This is a genomic window from Aliiroseovarius crassostreae, assembly GCF_025137635.1.
GTDB lineage: Bacteria > Pseudomonadota > Alphaproteobacteria > Rhodobacterales > Rhodobacteraceae > Aliiroseovarius > Aliiroseovarius crassostreae.
The window spans coordinates 2,571,545-2,592,201 of sequence record NZ_CP080772.1; the positions used below are offsets into that span (position 1 = coordinate 2,571,545).

18 protein-coding genes are annotated in these 20,657 nt (G+C 60.3%); 7 read left to right on the plus strand and 11 right to left on the minus strand.

What is annotated here, in order from left to right; all coding sequences use genetic code 11:
• Window positions 1-10: 10 nt before the first annotated feature.
• The 4 genes from K3J57_RS12345 (at window position 11) to K3J57_RS12360 (ending at window position 4,181) form a co-directional block, all read left to right on the plus strand.
• Window positions 11-1,066: a saccharopine dehydrogenase gene (locus K3J57_RS12345; RefSeq protein ID WP_259796120.1), complete on the plus strand. Its 1,056-nt coding sequence runs from the start codon at window positions 11-13 to the stop codon at window positions 1,064-1,066.
• 1 nt (window position 1,067) lies between these two features.
• Window positions 1,068-2,210: a saccharopine dehydrogenase family protein gene (locus tag K3J57_RS12350; protein ID WP_259796122.1), complete on the plus strand. Its 1,143-nt coding sequence runs from the start codon at window positions 1,068-1,070 to the stop codon at window positions 2,208-2,210.
• A gap of 88 nt (window positions 2,211-2,298) precedes the next feature.
• A complete protein-coding gene (locus K3J57_RS12355) occupies window positions 2,299-2,931 on the plus strand; it encodes an HD domain-containing protein (protein ID WP_259784928.1) in 633 nt (210 codons plus the stop codon).
• Window positions 2,928-4,181, plus strand: coding sequence for an NAD(P)/FAD-dependent oxidoreductase (locus K3J57_RS12360; protein WP_259792123.1), 1,254 nt, complete (start codon window positions 2,928-2,930; stop codon window positions 4,179-4,181). The genes K3J57_RS12355 and K3J57_RS12360 overlap by 4 nt, the downstream gene beginning before the upstream one ends.
• Before the next feature lie 91 nt (window positions 4,182-4,272).
• Here the strand turns inward: K3J57_RS12360 and K3J57_RS12365 are convergent, their stop codons facing one another.
• From K3J57_RS12365 to K3J57_RS12405, 9 genes are all read right to left on the minus strand, one after another.
• On the minus strand, window positions 4,273-5,499 hold the full coding sequence (locus K3J57_RS12365; protein WP_259796124.1) for a DNA recombination protein RmuC: 1,227 nt from the start codon (window positions 5,497-5,499) through the stop codon (window positions 4,273-4,275).
• Window positions 5,496-7,403, minus strand: coding sequence for a DNA mismatch repair endonuclease MutL (gene mutL, locus K3J57_RS12370; RefSeq protein ID WP_259792124.1), 1,908 nt, complete (start codon window positions 7,401-7,403; stop codon window positions 5,496-5,498). Before mutL ends, K3J57_RS12365 begins: the two co-directional genes overlap by 4 nt.
• 94 nt (window positions 7,404-7,497) lie before the next feature.
• Window positions 7,498-8,814 carry a M16 family metallopeptidase gene (locus K3J57_RS12375; protein ID WP_375542807.1) on the minus strand — a complete coding sequence of 439 codons (1,317 nt, stop codon included), beginning with the start codon at window positions 8,812-8,814 and terminating at the stop codon, window positions 7,498-7,500.
• Window positions 8,814-10,148, minus strand: coding sequence for a M16 family metallopeptidase (locus K3J57_RS12380; protein ID WP_259792128.1), 1,335 nt, complete (start codon window positions 10,146-10,148; stop codon window positions 8,814-8,816). Before K3J57_RS12380 ends, K3J57_RS12375 begins: the two co-directional genes overlap by 1 nt.
• A gap of 130 nt (window positions 10,149-10,278) precedes the next feature.
• Window positions 10,279-10,818, minus strand: coding sequence for a DUF3035 domain-containing protein (locus K3J57_RS12385; RefSeq protein WP_259792130.1), 540 nt, complete (start codon window positions 10,816-10,818; stop codon window positions 10,279-10,281).
• Between the two features lie 61 nt (window positions 10,819-10,879).
• Window positions 10,880-11,350 carry a signal peptidase II gene (gene lspA / locus K3J57_RS12390; RefSeq protein ID WP_173486737.1) on the minus strand — a complete coding sequence of 157 codons (471 nt, stop codon included), beginning with the start codon at window positions 11,348-11,350 and terminating at the stop codon, window positions 10,880-10,882.
• A gap of 5 nt (window positions 11,351-11,355) precedes the next feature.
• Window positions 11,356-12,945 (minus strand): bifunctional phosphoribosylaminoimidazolecarboxamide formyltransferase/IMP cyclohydrolase, encoded by a 1,590-nt coding sequence (gene purH, locus K3J57_RS12395; RefSeq protein WP_259792142.1) that lies wholly within the window; start codon window positions 12,943-12,945, stop codon window positions 11,356-11,358.
• Window positions 12,946-12,972: 27 nt separating this feature from the next.
• A complete protein-coding gene (locus K3J57_RS12400) occupies window positions 12,973-14,712 on the minus strand; it encodes a heparinase II/III family protein (protein WP_259792143.1) in 1,740 nt (579 codons plus the stop codon).
• A 172-nt stretch (window positions 14,713-14,884) separates the two neighbouring features.
• Window positions 14,885-16,177: an RsmB/NOP family class I SAM-dependent RNA methyltransferase gene (locus K3J57_RS12405; protein ID WP_259796128.1), complete on the minus strand. Its 1,293-nt coding sequence runs from the start codon at window positions 16,175-16,177 to the stop codon at window positions 14,885-14,887.
• A gap of 68 nt (window positions 16,178-16,245) precedes the next feature.
• Between K3J57_RS12405 and K3J57_RS12410 the strand changes: the two genes are divergently transcribed.
• Window positions 16,246-16,428, plus strand: coding sequence for a DUF1674 domain-containing protein (locus tag K3J57_RS12410; RefSeq protein WP_259779186.1), 183 nt, complete (start codon window positions 16,246-16,248; stop codon window positions 16,426-16,428).
• A 242-nt stretch (window positions 16,429-16,670) separates the two neighbouring features.
• Here K3J57_RS12410 and dapB read toward each other — a convergent pair whose 3' ends face one another.
• On the minus strand, window positions 16,671-17,480 hold the full coding sequence (dapB, locus tag K3J57_RS12415; RefSeq protein ID WP_055192747.1) for a 4-hydroxy-tetrahydrodipicolinate reductase: 810 nt from the start codon (window positions 17,478-17,480) through the stop codon (window positions 16,671-16,673).
• 96 nt (window positions 17,481-17,576) lie between these two features.
• On the opposite strand from dapB, the gene rbfA reads away from it, so the two are divergent.
• Both rbfA and truB read left to right on the plus strand, forming a co-directional pair.
• Window positions 17,577-18,002 carry a 30S ribosome-binding factor RbfA gene (rbfA, locus tag K3J57_RS12420; protein WP_055192870.1) on the plus strand — a complete coding sequence of 142 codons (426 nt, stop codon included), beginning with the start codon at window positions 17,577-17,579 and terminating at the stop codon, window positions 18,000-18,002.
• Between the two features lie 78 nt (window positions 18,003-18,080).
• Window positions 18,081-18,986, plus strand: a complete 906-nt coding sequence (truB, locus tag K3J57_RS12425) for a tRNA pseudouridine(55) synthase TruB (RefSeq protein ID WP_259796130.1) — start codon at window positions 18,081-18,083, stop codon at window positions 18,984-18,986.
• A 353-nt stretch (window positions 18,987-19,339) separates the two neighbouring features.
• Here truB and deoA read toward each other — a convergent pair whose 3' ends face one another.
• Window positions 19,340-20,650, minus strand: a complete 1,311-nt coding sequence (deoA, locus tag K3J57_RS12430; RefSeq protein ID WP_259796131.1) for a thymidine phosphorylase — start codon at window positions 20,648-20,650, stop codon at window positions 19,340-19,342.
• Window positions 20,651-20,657: the final 7 nt, after the last annotated feature.

The window sequence follows — 20,657 nt, forward strand, 5'->3', positions numbered from 1 at the left end:
GGAGAACAGGATGACACATCTTTGGGTACGGGCAGAGCAGCGCCCGAATGAGGACCGGGTTGGCCTGACCCCGGACGGTGCCAAGGCACTGATCGAGGCAGGGATTCGCGTCACCGTCGAGGAAAGCAAGGTCCGCTGTATCGGCATCGAGGGCTACCGCGCAGCAGGGTGTGACATCGCCGCCGAGAACAGCTGGCCAGATGCCCCCCTCGACGCCATCATTTTTGGCCTCAAGGAACTGCCCGAAGGCGGCACGCCCCTGCGTCATAAGCACATCATGTTCGGCCATGCCTTCAAGGGGCAGTTTTCCGGCAAGATCCTTCTGGAACGGTTCAAAGCCGGTGGCGGCACCCTTTATGACCTTGAATATCTGGTGGCGGAAAACGGGCGCCGCGTGGCCGCCTTCGGCTATTGGGCCGGATTTGCGGGGGCCGCCGTGACCCTGAAAAGCTGGGCCGCCCAGCAACGGGGCGAGATTTGCGGGCCGGTCGGCGCCTATTCCGGCAAGGACGCGCTGCTGGACGAGCTCAAGACCGAGCTGGACGCCACAGCCGCGCCGCGCCCCAACGCCATCGTGATCGGCGCCTTGGGCCGGGTTGGCACCGGGGCCTCCGACCTGATGGAAGCGATGGGCGTTGCCGTGACCAAATGGGACATGGCGGAAACCGCCCATGGCGGGCCATTCCCGGAAATTCTCACTCACGACATATTCATCAACTGCATCCTGGCCGGGCCGCAGACTCCGGTTTTTGTGCCACAAGACGCGAAAGAGGCCGACCGCAGGCTGACCGCCATTGGCGATGTGGCTTGCGACCCGGACAGCGATTACAACCCGGTGCCGGTTTATAACAAGGCCACCAGCTGGGCTGCCCCGGCGCTGCGGGTTGCGACCGATCCGGTGCTCGACGTGATGGCAATCGACAACCTGCCCTCGATGCTGCCGGTGGAAAGTTCAATTGATTACGCGGGCCAGTTACTCCCCAGCCTGCTCACCCTGACCGACCTCTCCTCCGGGGTCTGGGGGCGAGCCGCCGCCACCTTTCACGAACATATGAAGGAGATCTGACATGACCATCCATTGGTGTGGCACCGGCCTGTCGGCCATCCCCGGCCTGCGTCGCCTGATCGAGAATGGACAGGATGTGGTGGTCTGGAACCGAACCATCGACAAGGCCCGCGAAGCGGTGGGCGACATAGCAAAGGACATCCGCGCCTTTGAGATGGACGCGCTGGATGCGGCCCTTCAACCCGGTGACATCGCCGTGTCGATGCTGCCCGGTGATCTGCATGTGCCGGTGGCGGAACTGTGTCTGAAAAACGGCGCACATTTCGTGTCCTCCAGCTACATCTCCCCCGAGATGCGCGCCTTGGATGCCAAGTTCAAAGATGCGGGTCTGTGTTCGGTAAACGAGGTTGGGCTGGACCCCGGCATTGACCATTTGATGGCCCATTGGCTGGTGGCTGATTACCGCGCCAGTCAGGACACGGATCAGGGGCAGGTGCTCTCGTTCATCTCGTATTGCGGTGGGGTGCCGAAAACGGCCAACCCGTTCCGATACAAATTCAGCTGGTCGCCGCTGGGGGTACTGAAGGCGCTGCGTTCACCATCCAGATCCCTGAAAGGCGGCAAGGTTTTTGACGTGGCCCGCCCATGGGATGCGATTTCCGCCTATGACGCCCCGCTGCCGCAGGCCGAAAGTTTCGAGGTCTATCCCAACCGGGACAGCCTGCCGTTCATGGAAGAATACGGCTTTGATCCGGACTGGAACACCGATCTGTTTGTGCGCGGCACCCTGCGCCTGAACGGCTGGGCCGATGCGTGGAAAGATGTGTTTGCCGAGGTTGAAACGCTGGAAGGTGCGGCAGGTGATGCGCGCCTCAAGGAAATGTCCGACCAGTTCTGGCAGGACAATGCCTATGACGAAGGCGAGCCTGACCGCGTGATCATGTGTGTGGCATTGAAAGCGGAAAAAGATGGCGCGGCCACCTATCACAAAACCTATGTGATGGATGCCTGGGGCGACGCCCGTGGCACCGCCATGGCGCGGCTTGTCTCCACGCCGGTCTCTTTGGCGATTGAAGCGGTGCAAGGGGGCAAAATTTCCGCAGGCGTCAGCGCAGCCCCCTCGGATCCGGCCCTGATCGACAGCTGGATGGGTGAGGTGCGCACCCTTGCTCAACATCTGGCTATTGTCGATCACATCGCCTGAGCGACACGCCACGAACGACATTATCCTGTCGCAAACAACTCGGCATGGCGTCCCAAGGGCGTTAGGCTTTCCGAAAAGGGAGGACGCCATGCCAGACACCGCTCAATCCAAGTGGCCCAGACCCGGCTGGACCAGTTTCGAAACCGCCACCAAGGAAGATTTCCTTGCCGTTATGGAATATGACGAGGCTTATGCAAATGCCGTGGTTGACCGGCTGCTGGTGGCCTTGAAGGAACTGGACGAAGAGGACACCCCCTATCCGATCAACCGCTACCAGCATTCGTTACAATCCGCCACGCGGGCCCATGAAGCGGGGGAGCCGGAGGATCTGATCGTGGCCGCCCTTGTGCATGACCTTGGTGATACGCTGGCCCCGTTCAACCATGGTGAACTCGCCGCTGCCATCGTGAAACCCTATGTCAGTGAGCGCACATACTGGATCCTGAAACATCACTGCGTTTTCCAGGGCTACTATTACAACCATCACCTTGGCGGTGATCGCCATGCCCGCGAGAAATACAAGGACAGCCCGCATTACGACGCCTGTGTGCGGTTCTGTCACGAGTATGATCAGGCCAGTTTCGACCCGGACTACCCCACCAAACCGCTTGAGTTCTTTGAACCGATGCTGCGCCGGGTGTTCAGCCGAACCGAGGGGCATATGGAGCTGAATGAAACCCGTGAGGATGTCCCGAAAGACAAGGACCAGACAGGTACGTGACAGAGCAAGATGACTTTGACCTGATCGTGGCCGGGGCTGGCATTGTCGGCATGTCCACCGCGCTTTATGCGCAAAAGGCGGGCCTGCGGGTGGCGCTATGTGACCCGAACCCGCCCGGTTCCGGCACCACGTCCGGCTCTGCCTGCACCATCGCCACCTATGCGTGCCTTCCGGTCAATTCCCCCTCTGTCCTGACCTCTCTGCCCCAGCTTCTGACCAGTTCGGACAGCCCGCTCAGCTTCAACCTCTGGCACGGGCTGCGCAATCCCCGCTGGATGCTGTCCTTTCTGAACAATTGCCGTGCCGGCCGGGTTCGCCACATTACCCGCGCCCTCGGCCAGTTTCTGGCACAGGCAGATGCGGGCCTTGATCCGCTGATTGCCGAGGCCCGCGCCCAGGACCTGATTGTCCAGAATGACTGCCTTTATGTCTGGTCGTCAAAATCCGGCTATGACAATGCGCGCCACGGCAATGAGATGCGCCGCGCACAGGGGGTGGCGTTTGACGAACTCTCCCCTGACGAGTTGCGGGATCTGGAACCGAACCTGACCCTTCCCCTCTATCGCGGCCTGTTGTTCAAAGGGGCCCGCCACGTGACCAGCCCCGAATTGCTGGTATCGCGCATGTGTGCCCGGTTTGAAGAGCTGGGAGGGGCGTATCTCGCGCAGGGCATTGGCCGCATCTCCCCTGACAAAACAGGTGTAACCGCACATCTTGAGGGCCAGCGACCCCTTCGCGCGCGCAGATTTGCCCTCACCGCAGGCGCATATTCACGACGCATCCAGGGGACGGGGGGCGAGCATCTGCCGCTGGGCACGGAACGCGGCTATCATGTGCTTTATCGCAACCACGGCCATCTGATTTCACGCCCCGTGGGCTGGGCCGAAGCCGGGTTTTACGCAACGCCAATGGCGGAGGGGCTGCGGATTGCTGGCACGGTGGAAATCAACGCCCTCGACGCGCCCTTCAACACAGGTCGCACCGATTACCTCACCCGAAAATCACAAGACATGTTCGGCCCGCTCGGAAAGCCGGATGCGACGTGGCTGGGCCACCGCCCCACCCTGCCCGATGCCCTGCCGGTCATTGGTCCCTCGCCGCATTCCGACCGTGTGCTTTTTGCATTTGGGCACCAACATATCGGCCTCACCCTGGGGGGGATCACCGGAAAGGTGATTTCAGATCTGGCACAGGAAAAGAGCCCGAGCTTCGATATCGCAGCATTTTCGCCGACCCGGTTTTCTCATTAAACCGTTTCGCCCGAAACACTGGGACGTAGCACTGCGCAGTTCGTTGCCCGGAAACAGAAGAAATTTGTTCGGCCCAGACAGTCAGCTGCAGTCAGCTTGGCGCCTTCCCGATCGGCACCACGGTCTGGTCCTCGGCCGCCACTTCTTCAAAGTCAAAATTATCCAGCCGTTTCGCGCGGTTACCCGCTTTCTCGGCGGAAATCTTGATGTCGGAAATATCTTTGGAAGCCTGATGGAAATGCCGGTCGAGATTGGCAACCCGATCGCCCAGCCGTCCCACATCCGCTGACAGAAGATGCAATTCCTTGCGGATGGCCCCGGCCTGTTCCCGCATCCTTGCGTCTTTCAAAATCGCCCGCATCGTATTCAGCGTCGCCATGCAGGTGGTGGGGGAAACAATCCAGACGCGTTTGGTAAAGCTTTCCTGCACCAGATCGGGAAACTTGGCGTGAAGCTCGGCATAAACCGCCTCAGACGGCAGAAACATCAGCGCCCCATCCGCAGTTTCACCTTCGATGATGTATTTGTCGGAAATATCGTTGATATGCTTGCGCACCGAGCTGCGAAACATCTGCATCGCAGCTTTCAGCTCCGCCTCGGTGCTGGCCGCGACAAGCGCTTCATAGGCTTCCAACGGAAACTTGCTGTCGATCACAATCGGCCCGGGCGGGTTGGGCAGGTGGATCAGGCAATCCGCGCGTTTGCCGTTCGACAGGGTGACCTGCAATCCAAAGCTGTCAGCGGGCAGCGCCTTTGAGACGATATCGCGCAACTGGATCTCACCAAACGCCCCGCGGGTCTGCTTGTTGGACAGAATATCCTGCAGCGACAGCACATCCCCAGACAGCCGGGTGATATTGTCCTGCGCCTTGTCGATGACCTTCAGGCGCTCCTGCAGCTGGGTCAGGCTTTCGGTGGTTTTCACCGCGGATCCCTGCAGGCTTTCCTTCATCCGTTCCTGCATGTCAGCCAGCGCCCGGGCGGATTTCATCGCATTGTCATGCAGCCGGTCATTCATCTGCTGCTGCACTGCGCCAAGACGGGCCTCAACGGTCTGGATCACCTGCACCTGCGCGCTGGCCTGCTGGTCTGACACATGGTTCAATCCACCGCGGAGCTGCTCCTGCCCCTGGCCGAGCTGCTGCACGTTCTGCCCGAGCCAGTGCATCTGCCGGGCCAGATCCTCCCCCATGCGTGCCGATTGCCCGGCGCGCCGCAGGGACAGCATCAGCAAGATCAGGATCAGCGCCACGACGCCTGCTGCCACCAATGCAAGCGGATGGATCAATGGCAGTGAAAATTCTCCGATTTCAATCATGTGCGCCCAAACAGCCTTTCGATATCTGCCAGCTTCAACTCCACATAAGTGGGGCGGCCATGGTTGCATTGCCCCGAATGCGGCGTTGCTTCCATCTCGCGCAGAAGCGCATTCATTTCCTCACCACGCATCCAGCGCCCGGACCGGATCGAGCCATGGCAGGCCACCCGCGACAGAACCGCTTCGATCCGCGCCTGCACCGTGTTGCTGTCGCCCAGATCCGCAAGCTCATCCAACACATCCCGGATCATCGCGGTGGCGTTGACCTCGCCCAGGATTGCCGGGGTTTCGCGCACGGCAACCGCCGTGCCGCCAAATGGTTCAATCACCAGTCCAAGGGTTTTCAGATCCTCGGCCACCTCCAACAGACGGGCAATCTCGTCTGAGGACAGTTCGATGATTTCCGGGATCAACAAAGCCTGCGAGGCCACGCCGTTTTCCGCCATTTGGTGTTTGAGCTTTTCATAGACCAGCCGTTCATGTGCGGCGTGCTGATCAACGATCACGATCCCGGTCTCAGTCTGGGCGATGATATAGTTTTCATGCACCTGCGCCCGGGCGGCCCCCAGTGGCAATTCCGTGGCCCGAACCGCGTCAACGGGTGTGGGGGATGGGTCCAGGACTTCATCTTCGAACCGGGCAGACGGGGTTGCCATCTCGGAAAACCCCGGCGCGCCATAGTCCCGCTCTGGCAGGCTTTGCGGCGCTTGCCCCTGATACGAGGCACGCAAGGCCCCCATTGAGGGGCGGTCCATCTGGTAAACCCGCGCAGCACCGGTCGCGGTGGGCTCCTCCGGGCGCATCGCCCCAAGGGTGGCCCCGGCCACGGTGGTCGACGCACGGTGGCCAGCTTCTGCCAGCGCATGGCGCAGCCCCGACACGATCAGCCCGCGCGCCAGCCCCGGATCACGAAAGCGCACCTCGGATTTGGCCGGGTGCACGTTCACGTCCACCAGTTGCGGATCACAGGTGATGAAAAGCGCCGCCGCGGGATGGCGGTCGCGCGACAGGAAATCGAAATATGCCGCGCGCAATGCGCCGGTCAGCAGTTTGTCCTTCACCGGGCGACCATTCACAAACAGGAACTGTGCCACCGCCGCCCCGCGCGAATAGGTTGGCAGCGCGGCATAGCCCGTCAGCCGCAACCCTTCCCGCGTGGCATCAATTGCCAGCGCGTTTTCGGTAAACTCACGGCCCAGGATCTGGGTCAGCCGACCATAAAGCGCATCAAACAGATCGCCGGACTGGGCATCAGCACGGAAGGTCACGCGCCCCTCCCCTCCGCCCGACACATCGCGCAAGGTAAAGCCCACATGTGGCTCTGCCATGGCCAGACGCTTGATCACATCATTGATCGCCTGCGCCTCGGCCCGATCCGTGCGCATGAATTTCAACCGGGCGGGTGTGGCGAAAAAGAGGTCCCGCAACTCGACCATCGTCCCCTGAGACAGGGCCGCGGGCTTCACCGACCCCATCTTGCCGCCGGTCACACGCAGGGTTGCAGCCTCGCCCCCTTCGGCGCGCGATGTTATGGTAAGCCTTGCGACGGCCCCCAGCGATGGCAGCGCCTCACCCCGGAAACCGAAAGTGTGAATATCAAGCAGGTCGGAGCCATCAATCTTTGACGTGGCATGGCGCGACAGGGCCAGTGGCAGATCTTCGGGCGCGATGCCACACCCGTCATCGGTCACCCGGATCAGCGTCTTGCCGCCATCGGCATAAGCCACCTCAATCCGGGTGGCCCCCGCATCAATGGCATTTTCCACCAGTTCCTTGACCGCAGACGCAGGGCGTTCGACCACTTCACCGGCTGCAATCCGGTTGATCGCAGCGTCATCCAGCTGGCGGATCACAGGGCGTTTCGGCGCGGAATTCAAGCTCATATGGGGGGTGTCCTCGGGCATACCACAAAATTTAGCATGGCTCCGCCCGATTCGACACCCGATTCGGAACGGGGAAGCACAGGCGCGTGTCGGCGGCTCTGGGCTCCCCCTCCAGTTAGTTCGATGCGGGCTGATCAGCCAGCCCGTCTGGCTTTCCGATGATCATGAAGGTCAGCTCCTCCGGGCGGAAAATTTCACCTGCAACCCGGTTGGCCTGTTCCAGCGTCACGGCCTCCACCTTGTCATTGCGCGTGGAGATATAATCGATCGGCAGGCCTTCGATCTGCATCCCCACCAGAAGGTTGGCGATATTCGAGTTGCCATCAAAGCGCAGCGGATAAGAACCGGTGAGATAGGTTTTTGCCGCCGACAGCTCCTCGGCGCTGATACCGTTCTGCGCCATGTCGGCCCATTCCTGACGAACCACCTCTACCGCCTCGGCCATGCTGGCATTCTGGCTGGAGAACTGCCCGGCGAACCCGTTGGCATATTCACGATCAAACAGATAGGCACCGATCCCGTAGGTCAGGCCCCGCTTTTCGCGCACTTCCTGCATCAACCGGCTGTCGGATCCCAGACCGCCCATGATCTGCGAGATCAGGTAGGCGGCAAAGAAATCCGGATCCTCACGGTCGATCCCACCATGACCAAACCGCGCAATGGATTGCGGGGTATCAAAGGGGATCACGGTCTGCGCACCGTTCCAGGAGACTTCCGCCCGCTCGGGGAAGGGTGCCCCTTCGGCGCTCAGCCCTTCAAGAAGACGGTCCATCAACTCGGCCAGTTCATCGGCCGTGATATCCCCAACCGCGGCAATATAGACCCGATCCAGCGCCAAAGTATCACGATAGGCGGTCAGCAGGTCCTCACGCGTCAGCCCCTCGACACTTTCCACCGTGCCGCCATCATAGCTGCCATAGGGGTGGTCGCCATAGGTGGTCACATCCCAGGTTTCCGACAGGATATCGGCCGGGTCCGTGGCGCGGGAACGCAGGTTCGAAAGGAGCTGATCGCGGACCCGTTCAATTGCATCCGCTTCAAATCTGGGTTCGATCAGGGCCGAACGCAGCAGCGCCATGGCCTCCTCCCGGTTTTCGGTCAGAAACTGCGCGGACACATCCACACCATCGCGACCGGCCCGAAACATGAAAGACGCAGCCAGCGCCTCGGCGGCTTCTGCAAACCCGCGCGCATCCAGATCACCTGCCCCTTCTTCAAGAAGCGATGTCATCAACTCAACCGAGCCCCGTTTGCCCAGCCGATCCAGCGAGGTCCCCCCGCGAAAACTGATCTCAAGCGCCACAAAGGGCAGGCTGTGTTCTTCAACCAGCCAGGCCTTGAGCCCCGCCTTTGAGGTGACGTCCTGAATGGCCACTTCAGCGCGGGCCGGAAAGGCCACAAGGGCCAGAACAACAAGGAGAAATCGCAGCATCACATTTCCTCTCCACCTTCGGGGACCAGCCAACCCGTGACCGATTGCTTCCTGTTCAGCACTTTGCGCGCCACTGCCATGACGTCATCGGGCGTGACCGCCTGCAATACGTCCTGCCAGGCATCTATGTCTTGCAGGGTCAGACCCGAGCTGAGTGCACGACCATAGCGATCCGCCCGCGCCTGTGCATTGTCCTGGGCATAAATCTCAGACGCCTTGAGCTGAAACTTGATCCGCTCGAACTGGGCTACATCAATTTCGCCTGCCAGAAATGTCTCCAGCGTGTCATCCAGAGCGGTTTCCGCCGCGCGCAGAGAGGTCTCCCCATTGGGCACGACCACAAGGCTGAAACTCGTGTCATCCAGCGCCGTGGCCCCATAGCTTGCCCCTGCATAGACGGCGATCGGGTTGTCAAACTGCAAGGCCCGCCCCAATACCGAGGTGGCCCCGGAGCCGCCAAGGATTTCCGACAGATAGACCAGGGCTGCGGCCTCTTTCTGGTTCCCCGGATCACGTTCCGGCGCCAGGTAGCTGCGCATCAGATACGGTTGCGAGACCCGCGCATCCGCCATGCGCAAACGCCGCTCAGCCAATTGCGGGGGTTCGGTGATCCGGGCGCGCGGGGCAAGATCCGCCGTCGGTTCCAGCGGACCGTAATAGGTCTCAGCAAGCTGCCTGACCTCCTCCGGGTTCACATCCCCTGCCACCACCAGCGTCGCATTATTGGGGGCGTAAAACCGCTGATAATACTCCAGTGCAGCCGTGCGCGAGAGGTTTTCCATCTCATGCCGCCAACCAATCACGGGAATTCCATAAGGGTGGTTCAGATATTGCGCGGCCCGCATCTGTTCGTAAAAGAGCGATCCGGGATCGCTGTCGGTGCGTTGGGCGCGTTCCTCAAGGATCACCTCACGCTCCGTCGCCACATCCTCTTCGGTCAGGCGCAGGTTGCGCATCCGGTCTGCTTCCATCCGCATGATCAGCGGCAGGCGATCTGCCGCAATGCGTTGAAAATATGCGGTGTAATCTTGCGATGTGAACGCATTGTCCGAGCCGCCATTTTCCGTGACAACCCGCGACAGCTCTCCTGCTTCCATCGTATCGGTGGCCTTGAACAGAAGGTGTTCGAGGAAATGCGCAACCCCCGAAACCCCCGGCTTTTCATCTGCCGCCCCGGCCCGATACCAAAGCATCTGCACGACAACCGGTGCCCTGTGATCTTCGATCACCACCACCTGCAACCCATTATCGAGCTTGAATTCTGTCACACCATCCTGTGCCGCCTGCACCGGCAGCGCGAAACAAACCGCCAAGGCGGCCATCAATCGTCGCATGGAACACTCCTGTTCTGTTGCGATCAAGTTAGGGTCCCTGACGTGGGCTGCAAGCCATGCGCACGCAAAGTTGATAAGCTTCTGCACCCAAGCGCGCAAAAGTGCAAAGCTGCAACAGAGGGGAGCGGATTTACTCGGTCGGAAGGAATTCAGGCGGAGCGGACGGGGTCCAGACACCGGCACGGCGGAGGCGTTCAAGCTCGCGGTGCTGATCCAGTTCCATCCTCTCATACGCACGGAAATAGACATTCACGTCAAACAGGCGTTCCAGCAGGCGCCCATCGTTTTCACGACGCCATTCCAGATCTTCCGCAGCAAGCGCCTGACGGATATTGCCCGTCACGCCTTTGCGCCCTGCGTAGGATACCAGCGCGGTTTCGCTGCGCCGGATCCCGGTATCATCCAGCAATCCGGGCTTGCCGCCCAGTGCCGCCACCGCGTCCTTGATCGGGGTCGGGTCGGTCAGGTTGCTGCCACCGGGGGTTGGCGTGGGCAGATCACGATAGCTCGGGGGTTCCTGCAACGGTTTGGTTGGCAGGATGGCAAACTCATCCGGGCTGCTTTGTGTCGATTTCAGGTTCATCAGGCGCGGGTTGTCATCGCTGCTGCAGGCAGAGATCGCAAACACGGTGGCCCCGAGGATCAGAACTTTCATCGTTACATTGCGCATTGAGCAAACCCCCATTTCTTACCGTTTCTTAGCCCATCTGGAAACGCGCGTCACGCGCCTTTCACTCGGACTTGGCAGGATCGGCAAAAAGCACCAGCCCAAATGCGCCGGCAAAGACAAATATATCCGCGACGTTGAAGGAATAGGGGTTTTGAAAACCACAGCAGGACATGTTCAGAAAATCAACCACGGCCCCGTAAATCACCCGGTCCACCACATTCCCGAGCGCCCCACCGACCAAAAGCCCCGCACTGATCAGCGCTAGACGACCCGCGCCTGTTTTGACAACCCAGCGCACCACCCAGGCAGAGATGCCCAGCGCAAGGGCAATCAACACCCAGCGCATCGCCGAGCCATCTGACCCGAAGAGGCCAAAATTGACCCCCCGATTCCAGGCCATCTGGAAATTCAGAAAAGGCGGAAACACTTCGACCCAGCCACGTTGCGCAAGGTCCAGCACATTCAGCACAAAAAACTTGCTGCCCTGATCAATCAGGAGCGACAGGGCAGCAAAAAGAGCAATCACACGCATCGGGATCAATGGCGGAAGTGACGCATACCGGTGAAGACCATGGCGAGGCCGGCCTCATTTGCCGCCTTGATCACCTCGTCATCGCGCATCGACCCACCGGGCTGGATCACGCAGGTGCCACCCGCAGCGGCGGCTTCCATCAGGCCATCGGGGAAGGGGAAAAACGCATCCGATGCCACGGCGCAGCCCTTGGCGAGGCTTTCATCCAGCCCCAGCTCTGCCGCCATCCGGCCCGCTTTCGACGCGGCAACATTGGCGCTGTCGAGACGCGACATCTGCCCTGCACCAACACCAACGGTTGCGTTGCCTTTCACATAGACAATCGCATTGGATTTCACGTGTTTGGCAACTTTCCAGGCGAACAGAAGGTCTTGCATCTGCTCATCGGTCGGCGCTTTGTCGGTCACAACCTTCAGGTCCTCCATACCGACATAGCCAACATCCTTGTCCTGAACGAGCATGCCACCGGCAACCTGTTTATAAGCCACAATCGGCTCACGCGTGTTCGGCAGGCCATCAGTCAGCAGCAGGCGCAGGTTTTTCTTGGCAGCAAAGATTTCCTTGGCCTCATCGGACGCACCCGGCGCAATGACAACCTCGGTGAAGATCTCAACGATCTTGGTTGCGGTTTCTGCATCCAGAGGTTTGTTCAGGGCCACGATGCCCCCGAAAGCCGAGGTGCGGTCGCAGTCGAACGCCTTTTGATAGGCTTCGACCAGAGTCGCGCCCTTGGCCACACCGCAGGGGTTGGCGTGTTTGATGATCGCCACGGCGGCACTTTCGGCGGGGTCAAATTCGGACACCAGCTCATAGGCTGCATCGGTGTCGTTGATATTGTTGTAGCTCAGTTCCTTGCCCTGCAACTGAACAGCGGTTGCCACGCCGGGACGGTTCGAGCCATCGGTATAGAAGGCAGCCTTCTGATGGCTGTTTTCACCATAACGCAGGGTCTGTTTCAGCTCACCGGCAAAGGCGCGGCGCTTGGGCGCGTCCAGTTCCAGCGCCTTGGCCATCCAGTTCGACACGGCCGAATCATACGCCGCGGTGCGGGCATAGGCTTTCTGCGCCAGCTTTTTGCGGAATTTGGGGCAGGTCTTGCCGCCATGCTGGTCCATGTCGCCCAGCAGTTTTTCGTAATCTTCCACATCCACAACCACGTTCACGAAGGCGTGGTTCTTGGCGGCGGCACGGATCATCGCCGGGCCACCAATGTCGATGTTTTCGATGCAGGTGTCATAATCGGCCCCTTTGGCGACAGTGGCCTCAAACGGGTAGAGGTTCACGACGAGAAGGTCGATGGCGCCGATACCGTGCTCGGTCATGGCGGCAACATGTTCGTCATTGTCGCGCAGGGCCAGAAGGCCACCATGCACGCGGGGATGCAGGGTTTTCACCCGACCATCCATCATTTCCGGGAACTCGGTGATTTCCGAGACATCTTTCACGGCCACACCGGCCTCACGCAGCGCCTTGGCAGACCCGCCGGTCGACAGGATTTCGACACCGCGCGCCTGCAGCGCCTGTCCCAGCTCAATAAGCCCGGTCTTGTCGGATACGGAAATAAGCGCGCGCTCTACGCGATGAAGGTCGGTCATGTCGGTCTGGCCCCTTAGGCAGCGAAGTTACTGTGGCAGCTCGCGGTCACCGTCTTCAAGGTCGCGCAGAACCGAAGGGGTCTCTTGCGCCTTTGCCAATGACCAACGAATGCGTGTCGCATAATCCATTGCGACCGCCCTGAGAACCACCTGTTTCGTCGCACGGGGCTTTAAACGCGTTTTTTCCAGATAAACGCTGTTTTCCAGCGTCAGTTCTGCCTGTCCATCATGGCGGAAAACCCAGATTTCACCTGATCTGAGCGCCATCGACACGGCCGTTCCCCCCAGATCCAGCGCCGCATCCACATCCGGGTGCAGGTGGAAACGCACCGCGAAAGGAATTCCCTGCAACCCGCGCGCATCCATCACCGCATCAAACCGGCCTTGATGATCGGGATCGAGTGCCGCAAGCGTTTCTTCCCCTGTCAGGTCACGACCATCCACGCTCAGCTCCAGACGACGCATGTGCAAAAGGCCATGGGTGGCCAGATAGCCATCGTGATCGGCAAAGATACCCACCCGCCCCGCATCATGTGTCATCTGCACCCGCACATCTTCGGGGGCCTGAACCAATTGACCACTTGCCCCTTCCCCCGCATCCGCCACGCGTGAGGACGACACCCCCTTGAGACCCAGCGTGGAATGCGAAGGTGTGGCCCGCCCCGCCTTGCGCCAATCCTCGCCAAACTGCACCCCGGTGCCGCAATTCACGATCAGCGGGCGTCGTCCCGAGGTCAGCTCGAAAGACAGGGTCGAGGCATGAGCATTGACAGAAGCCCTCCCCCGGGGGGGCGCGGCCGCATCCATTACAATTGTTGTGCGCCCTCCGGTCATCCGGGCAAATCCCATCGACAGGCCCGGATGCGCACCCCCGCGAATGCCGGAACTTGCCAGCGCATGATCCAAACGCCCCTCAAGGCCACGCCCACCGCCATGAAACCGCGCCAGCCCACCATCAGCGTGGCGCAGGGCCCGCAGGGTAGGAGCAATCCGTTCCATGGCTGCAAGATGATCTGCCGGTGCGGCCTGTCCACTTTCTGACAGGGCGGACGCCACCCAGGTCAGCAGGGTAAACACCTCCAGCAACTCTTCGGGGTTGCGGGTCGGAATGCCACCTTCGGCGTCAATCTGCTCACGACAATCCTGCGCCAGCGCGCGCACCGCAGGCGCAACATGCTTTTCCATCCCGGTCAGGCTGAGGCCCGCATAGATCAACCCTGTCAACGCTTCGAACCGGGGCAGTCCCGGACTGGCCCCATGCCAGCGGCGCGACAGAAAAATCGTCTGCTGCCCAAGTGAGGAGAAAAACCGCTTGCTGTTTGCAGGCTCCATTCCAGCCATCAGGAACAGCGCATGGTTGATCCAGCGGATCAAACGCCGCCCGGTCAGGTCCGGGGTCCAGCCCGGTCCACGTCCTGCACCGAAGTGATCAATCCAGCCGATCAACCAGTCCTGGCCCCGTTTCCTGGCCTGAAGATCCCCGAGGGCCGCCAGGTCATCCAGCCAGACAAACCCCTGCAATTCCTTGGCAAATTGCGGGCTCGGCGGGGCAAGATCCCATAATCCACATGCAGGCGCATTCACCAGATGTCCGGCAAACAGAAAATTGCCCGCCACCAGTTGCTTGCCTCTGGCAAAAGATCCCACTGTCCGTGGCTCTGGCTGCGACACAAACCCCGTTGCCGGCGCCGCACGGGTAGAGCGCCATGCCTGCCAGCGATTGGCGAGCTGGTTTCGAAAATCTGTTGGGGGCGTTCGCTGTGCCACCTGCTTCACCTTGGCAACTCCTTGCCCTGCATGGCCTTTTCGCGGCCAGCCGGGCTTCACCTCAAACCAGTATTCCCCTCTTTTTGTCGGGGGTTGAGAGGAGCATACATCCGGGCGTCGCCTCTGTCATCTGGCGATTTCACGCCTGCAGCAGGCCCGTTAAACCGCGATGTCAGGCCTTGCGAAAAGCGGTGACAAAAAACCCGTCCATCCCGCCCAGATCGGCGTGATAATGGGGAAACAGGCGCAGCCCTTCGGGGCCTATCCACCCCTCATCCACACCGGGAATACGCAACGCGTCAAGGTCCAGTTGCAGGCCTTCGTGGCGCGACAGCGCATCCCGCACCTGCTCTTCCCCCTCGTCAATCAGCAATGAACACGTGCAAAATACCAGCCGTCCGCCTGGCCGCAAAAGGCCCAGCGCCCGGTCAATCATATATTCCTGCAATTCGAACAGGCCCGGAAACTCGCTCCCATCCTTGGCATGTGGCAGGTCCGGGTGGCGCCGGATTGTGCCGGTTGCCGTGCATGGCGCATCCAGCAAGATCGCATCAAACGGTCCGTCCTCGAATTCCAGCGCGTCACCGACAACCGTCGTGGCCTGCAACCCGGTGCGGACGAGGTTCTCCTCGACCCGCTTCATGCGCCCCTCGGAAATATCCAAAGCGGTCACATCTGCCCCCGCTGACGCAAGCTGCATCGTTTTGCCCCCGGGGGCCGCGCACATATCCAGAACCCGCTCTCCCGCTTGCGCGTTCAGCACCTTCGCCGGAAGAGACGCAGACACATCCTGCACCCACCAATCGCCGGATGCATAGCCCGGCAAGGCCGTCACCTGCCCGGGATCCATCAGGCGCACCGACCCTGTCGACAGGTGCATCCCCGTCAGGCGCTCTGCAAGACCTGCCGAATTTGATTTGGCGGAGAGATCCAGCGGTGCCCCAGCAAAATGCGCGACCTCCATCGCCTCAACCGCTTCCTTGCCGTAATCTGCCAAAAGCGGTTTGCGCAGCCATTTCGGCAGACGGGGCACGGGCAACTTGTCCCATTTATCGACCTCCCCCGAAATCTTGCGCAAAACGGCGTTGACCAGCCCTGACATCTTCTCGGTGGTGCGGTCCTCACGCGCGGCGGAGACACAGGAATTCACCACCCCATGTGCTGCCCCCCCCGAGCAGATTTCAACCACCCCCAGGCGCAGGATATTCATCACCCGGAGCGGGGGGCGTTTTTTCAGATGCGGTCCCAGCATCCGGTCGGCACGGTCCATACCGCGCAGAACCGTCAGAACCAGTCGTTGGGCACGTGCGCGCTCTTCCACCTCAAGACGTTTCAAGCGCTTGGGCAGAACTTCGGACAGCAGGCGCTTGTCTTCGATCACATCCCCCAGCAGGTCCACCACAACATGCCGCGTGTCGATGACACGTGTTTTGCCTTTTTGCCCGGCCTGTCTTGCACCCGCCATTTTCTCACCTTTGCCTTTTTGTCATGAGCGGCCTATATCAATCCCAGCATAGCGACAAGGATATCGACATGTCCGACGAAAAACGAGATCTCCCCCCCGCCGCCCAACGCGCCCTGGACGAGGCAGAGGCACGGCGAAAAAAGGCGGAAGCGGCCGCAAAAGAGATCCCCAAGGAATATGGTGGCCGTGACGGACCCGAACCCGTGCGCTATGGCGATTGGGAAAAAAAGGGCATCGCCATCGACTTTTGAGGCGCCCCTCAAATCCCGCCGAAAGGGGCTCTGCCCCTCGAGCTTTGCTCTCACCCCGAGGTATTTCGGGCAAGAAAAAGGCGCGCGGTCTGGCCCTTATTTTCTGGTCAGCAAGATCCTAAAGCGTTTCGACTTTTCCGTGTCTCAGGTGAATGTCGAAACGCTTTAGGGTGCGGCCACGCTTTAAGAACGGGGCCGAGGAGCAACGCCCCTGATTTCGGCCCCTGCACAGACGCGCAGCTTCAGAGACCGAGCACATCCAGCATGTCATATTCGCCAGGCTTCTGGCCCTGCCCCCAAAGCGCGGCTTTCAACGCACCCCGCGCAAAAACAGACCGATCGCTGGCCACGTGACGAAGCGTGATGCGCTCCCCCTCAGCGGCAAACAGAACATCATGTTCCCCAATGATGTCACCGCCGCGGATGGCATGAAACCCGATATCACCGCGTTTGCGTGCTCCGGTGATCCCGTCCCGGCCGCGATCAGACACATCCGTCAGGTTCACACCACGGCCTTCAGCGGCAGCCTCTCCCAGCATCAATGCGGTGCCAGAGGGCGCATCCACCTTGTGGTGGTGATGGCTTTCGATGATCTCGATATCGTAATCTTCATCCAACGCCGCTGCGACCTTTTTGGTCAGCTGGGTGAGGAGGTTCACCCCAAGGCTCATATTACCAGCCCGCACAATGGTGGCGTGTCGCCCGGCAAGGCGGAGTTTTTCGAGGTCCTCATCGGTCAGCCCAGTGGTGCCGATCACATGCACAGCACGGGCCTGCGCGGCGATTTCAGCCATATCCACGGTGGCAGACGGGGCGGTGAAATCAATCACGGCCTGTGCTTTGGACATGGTTTCCAGCGCGTCATCGCTGACCGCAACGCCAACCGGCTGGCCGCCCATACATTCGCCCACATCACGCCCGATCCAATCATGCCCCGGGCGATCAAGCGCACCAACCAGCCGCGCCTTGTCCGAGGCCAGAACCTCTTTGATCAGCATCTGCCCCATCCGGCCCGACGCCCCCATCACAACAATGCCCGGCAATTCGCTCATGTCTTGTCTCCTTATTTCGTTCCTCTCCTAACCCGCATTTCCCTGCTTGGCAAAGCCCTGCTTGCATGATTGCGCATTCCGCCCTATGTGGACGCCATGGCAAAGAACCGATTTCATGACCACGATGGCCCGTCGCAGCGACAGCTGCGTGTGGCTGAATTGATTCGCCGCACCCTGTCTGAGGTGCTGGCACGCGGCGATGTGCATGACCCCGAGCTGAACCGGATGTCGATCACGGTGGGTGAGGTGCGCACGTCGCCGGACCTGAAGATTGCCACCGCCTATGTGCTGCCTCTTGGCGGGCATGGGAAGGACGAAGCAATTCAGGCCCTCGCCCGCAACAAAAGCGAGCTGCGCCGCGCCCTTGGCAAGTCGACGAACCTCAAGTTCACACCTGACCTACGGTTCCAGATTGACGAAACCTTCGACCAGATGGACGAAACCCGTCGCCTGTTCGCACAAGAGGACGTGCAGCGGGATCTGGACGAAGGTTTGGACGACGACAGAAGCGACGAAGACTGACCTCTTCTTTTCAACTAGACTGACACCGCCACCCCGATTGACCCGCGGGTGGGAAAATTCATCTGTGGGGCACGGCATATGGCACGCAAACGCAAGGGACGCGACATTCACGGCTGGTTGGTTGTGGACAAGCCCGCGGGCATCAGCTCAAACGCGGTGGTGAACAAGGTGCGCTGGGCGATGGACGCAAAAAAAGCGGGCCACGCGGGCACATTGGACCCGGAAGCCACCGGCGTTCTTGCCGTTGCGCTGGGGGAGGCCACCAAGACGGTTCCTTACGTGACGGACACGCTGAAGGCCTATCGCTTCACCGTGCGGCTGGGACAGGCAACCAACACCGATGACGCTGAGGGTGAGGTGATTTCCGAAACAACTGCACGCCCGTCCGATGATGACATCGAGGCAGCCCTTGACCAGTTCACAGGTCAGATCATGCAGGTTCCGCCCAAATTTTCTGCCATCAAGATCGATGGTGAACGCGCCTACAAGCTCGCCCGGGACGACGAAGAATTCGAGATTGCCGCGCGGCCACTTTGGGTCGAGGAACTGCGGATGGTCGGGCGCGATGATGCGGATCATGTAACGCTGGAAATGACCTGCGGCAAAGGGGGGTATGTGCGTGCCATTGCCCGCGATTTGGGCGAAGCCCTTGGCTGTTTTGGCCATGTTCGCGAATTGCGTCGGATCTGGTCCGGCCCGTTTGAGGTTGAGGATGGTGTCAGCATGGAACTGGTTGAAAGCCTCTCCAAAACAGGTGAGCTGGACCAATATCTGCTGCCTCTGGAAGACGGTCTGTTCGAACTGCCCGAACTGATTTGCACCGCAGAGGGTGCCACGCGCCTGAAACATGGCAATCCTGGCATGGTGCTGGGATCCGACGTGGAATATGGCGATGAAGCCTGGGCCTCCTTTGAAGGCAAAGCTGTTGCAGTAGGGATATTCCGCTCGGGTGAATTGCACCCAAGCCGCGTTTTCAATCAATAACCCGCGCGAAGACAACACGACACCACATTGCTATCGCGGCCCAAACCGAAAGGGGCTTTGCCCCTCGGCCCCGCGCTTAAAGCGTGGCCTCACCCTAAAGCGTTACGACATTCACCTGAGGCAGGGGAAAGTCATAACGCTGTAAGAGAGATCAATGTCGTAGGCGTTTCGGGACGAACTTGAAACACATGCTTGCTCCGAAACGCTTTAGGGTCTTGCTAGCCAGAAAATGATGCTGGGGCGCGCGCCTTTTTCTTGCCTCAAAATACCTCGGGGTGAGCCTCGAAGAGGCGAGGGGCAGCGCCCCTTATGCATTGCGGGACGCGTTTTTGCGGATAAGATATCTGAACATATTAGCCTTCGACAATGTCACGTAAGGCGGGTGTTTTTTCGGGGGCGGCGCCGATTTGGTAGGCCGCAAGAACCTGATCATGGGCAGCGGCGGCGTGGGTATCATCATCTGCATGGATCAGGGCAATTGGATCACCTTTTGAGACTGCCACCCCCAAATCCAGGAGCCCGGTCAGCCCGACAGCGGGATTGACCTCATCTGAGGCGCGCCTGCGCCCACCGCCAAGTTCAACCACGGCAAGGCCGATAGTGCGGGTGTCAATTGCACGGATAAAGCCATCGGCCTGCGCACAGACCTGCGTAACATGCTTTGCTTTTGGCAGCAGGGCGGCGTGGTTTTCGATCAGGTCTGCGGGGCCGCCCAGCGCCGTCACCATGCGGCCAAATAGCTCGGCCGCTTTGCCGCTATCCAGCGCGCGGGTGACCGCGGTCAATGCAGCCATGCGATCTGTTTGCAAGCCTGAGGTGAGCAGCATTTCCGCGCAAAGGGCAAGTGTGACCTCACGCAGACGGGGATCTTGCTTGGTGCCGGTCAGGAACTCGATCGCATTGACCACTTCCAACGCATTGCCTGCCGCCGAAGCCAGCGGTTGGTTCATATCGGTCAGCAAAGCGTGGCATGGCAGCCCTGCACGGCGGGCCACTTGCGTGATAGAAAGGGCCAGATCCTTGGCCGTTTCATAATTGGCCATGAAAGCCCCGTTGCCAAACTTCACGTCCATCACAAGGGAGCCCAGCCCGGCCGCGAGTTTTTTGGACAGGATCGAGGCCGTGATGAGCGGGATGCTTTCCACAGTCGCGGTCACATCACGAATGCCGTAAAAGCGTTTGTCAGCAGGGGCGAGATTGGCAGTCTGGCCAATCACCGCGCAACCGACATCTTTCACAACCCTGGCAAAGAGCGCGTTGTCGGGGGTCACGGTATAGCCGGGAATGGCCTCCATCTTGTCCAAAGTGCCCCCGGTATGGCCCAGCCCACGGCCGGAAATCATTGGCACATACCCGCCGCAGGCAGCAACAATCGGTGCGAGCATCAGACTGACATTGTCCCCCACCCCTCCGGTCGAATGCTTGTCGACCGCCGGGCCGGGCAGGTCATCCCAGCGAAAGACATCCCCGCTGTCGCGCATGGACAGGGTAAGTTGCGCGGCCTCGTCCGGCACCATGCCCTGGAAAAAGACCGCCATGGCAAAAGCCGCCACCTGCCCTTCGCTGGCAGTCTGATCTGTAATCCCCCGAACCATGGCAGCAATCTCGTCCATTTCCAGACGGTGCCCGTCGCGTTTTTTACGAATGATCTCGGCAATCAACATGGTGGTG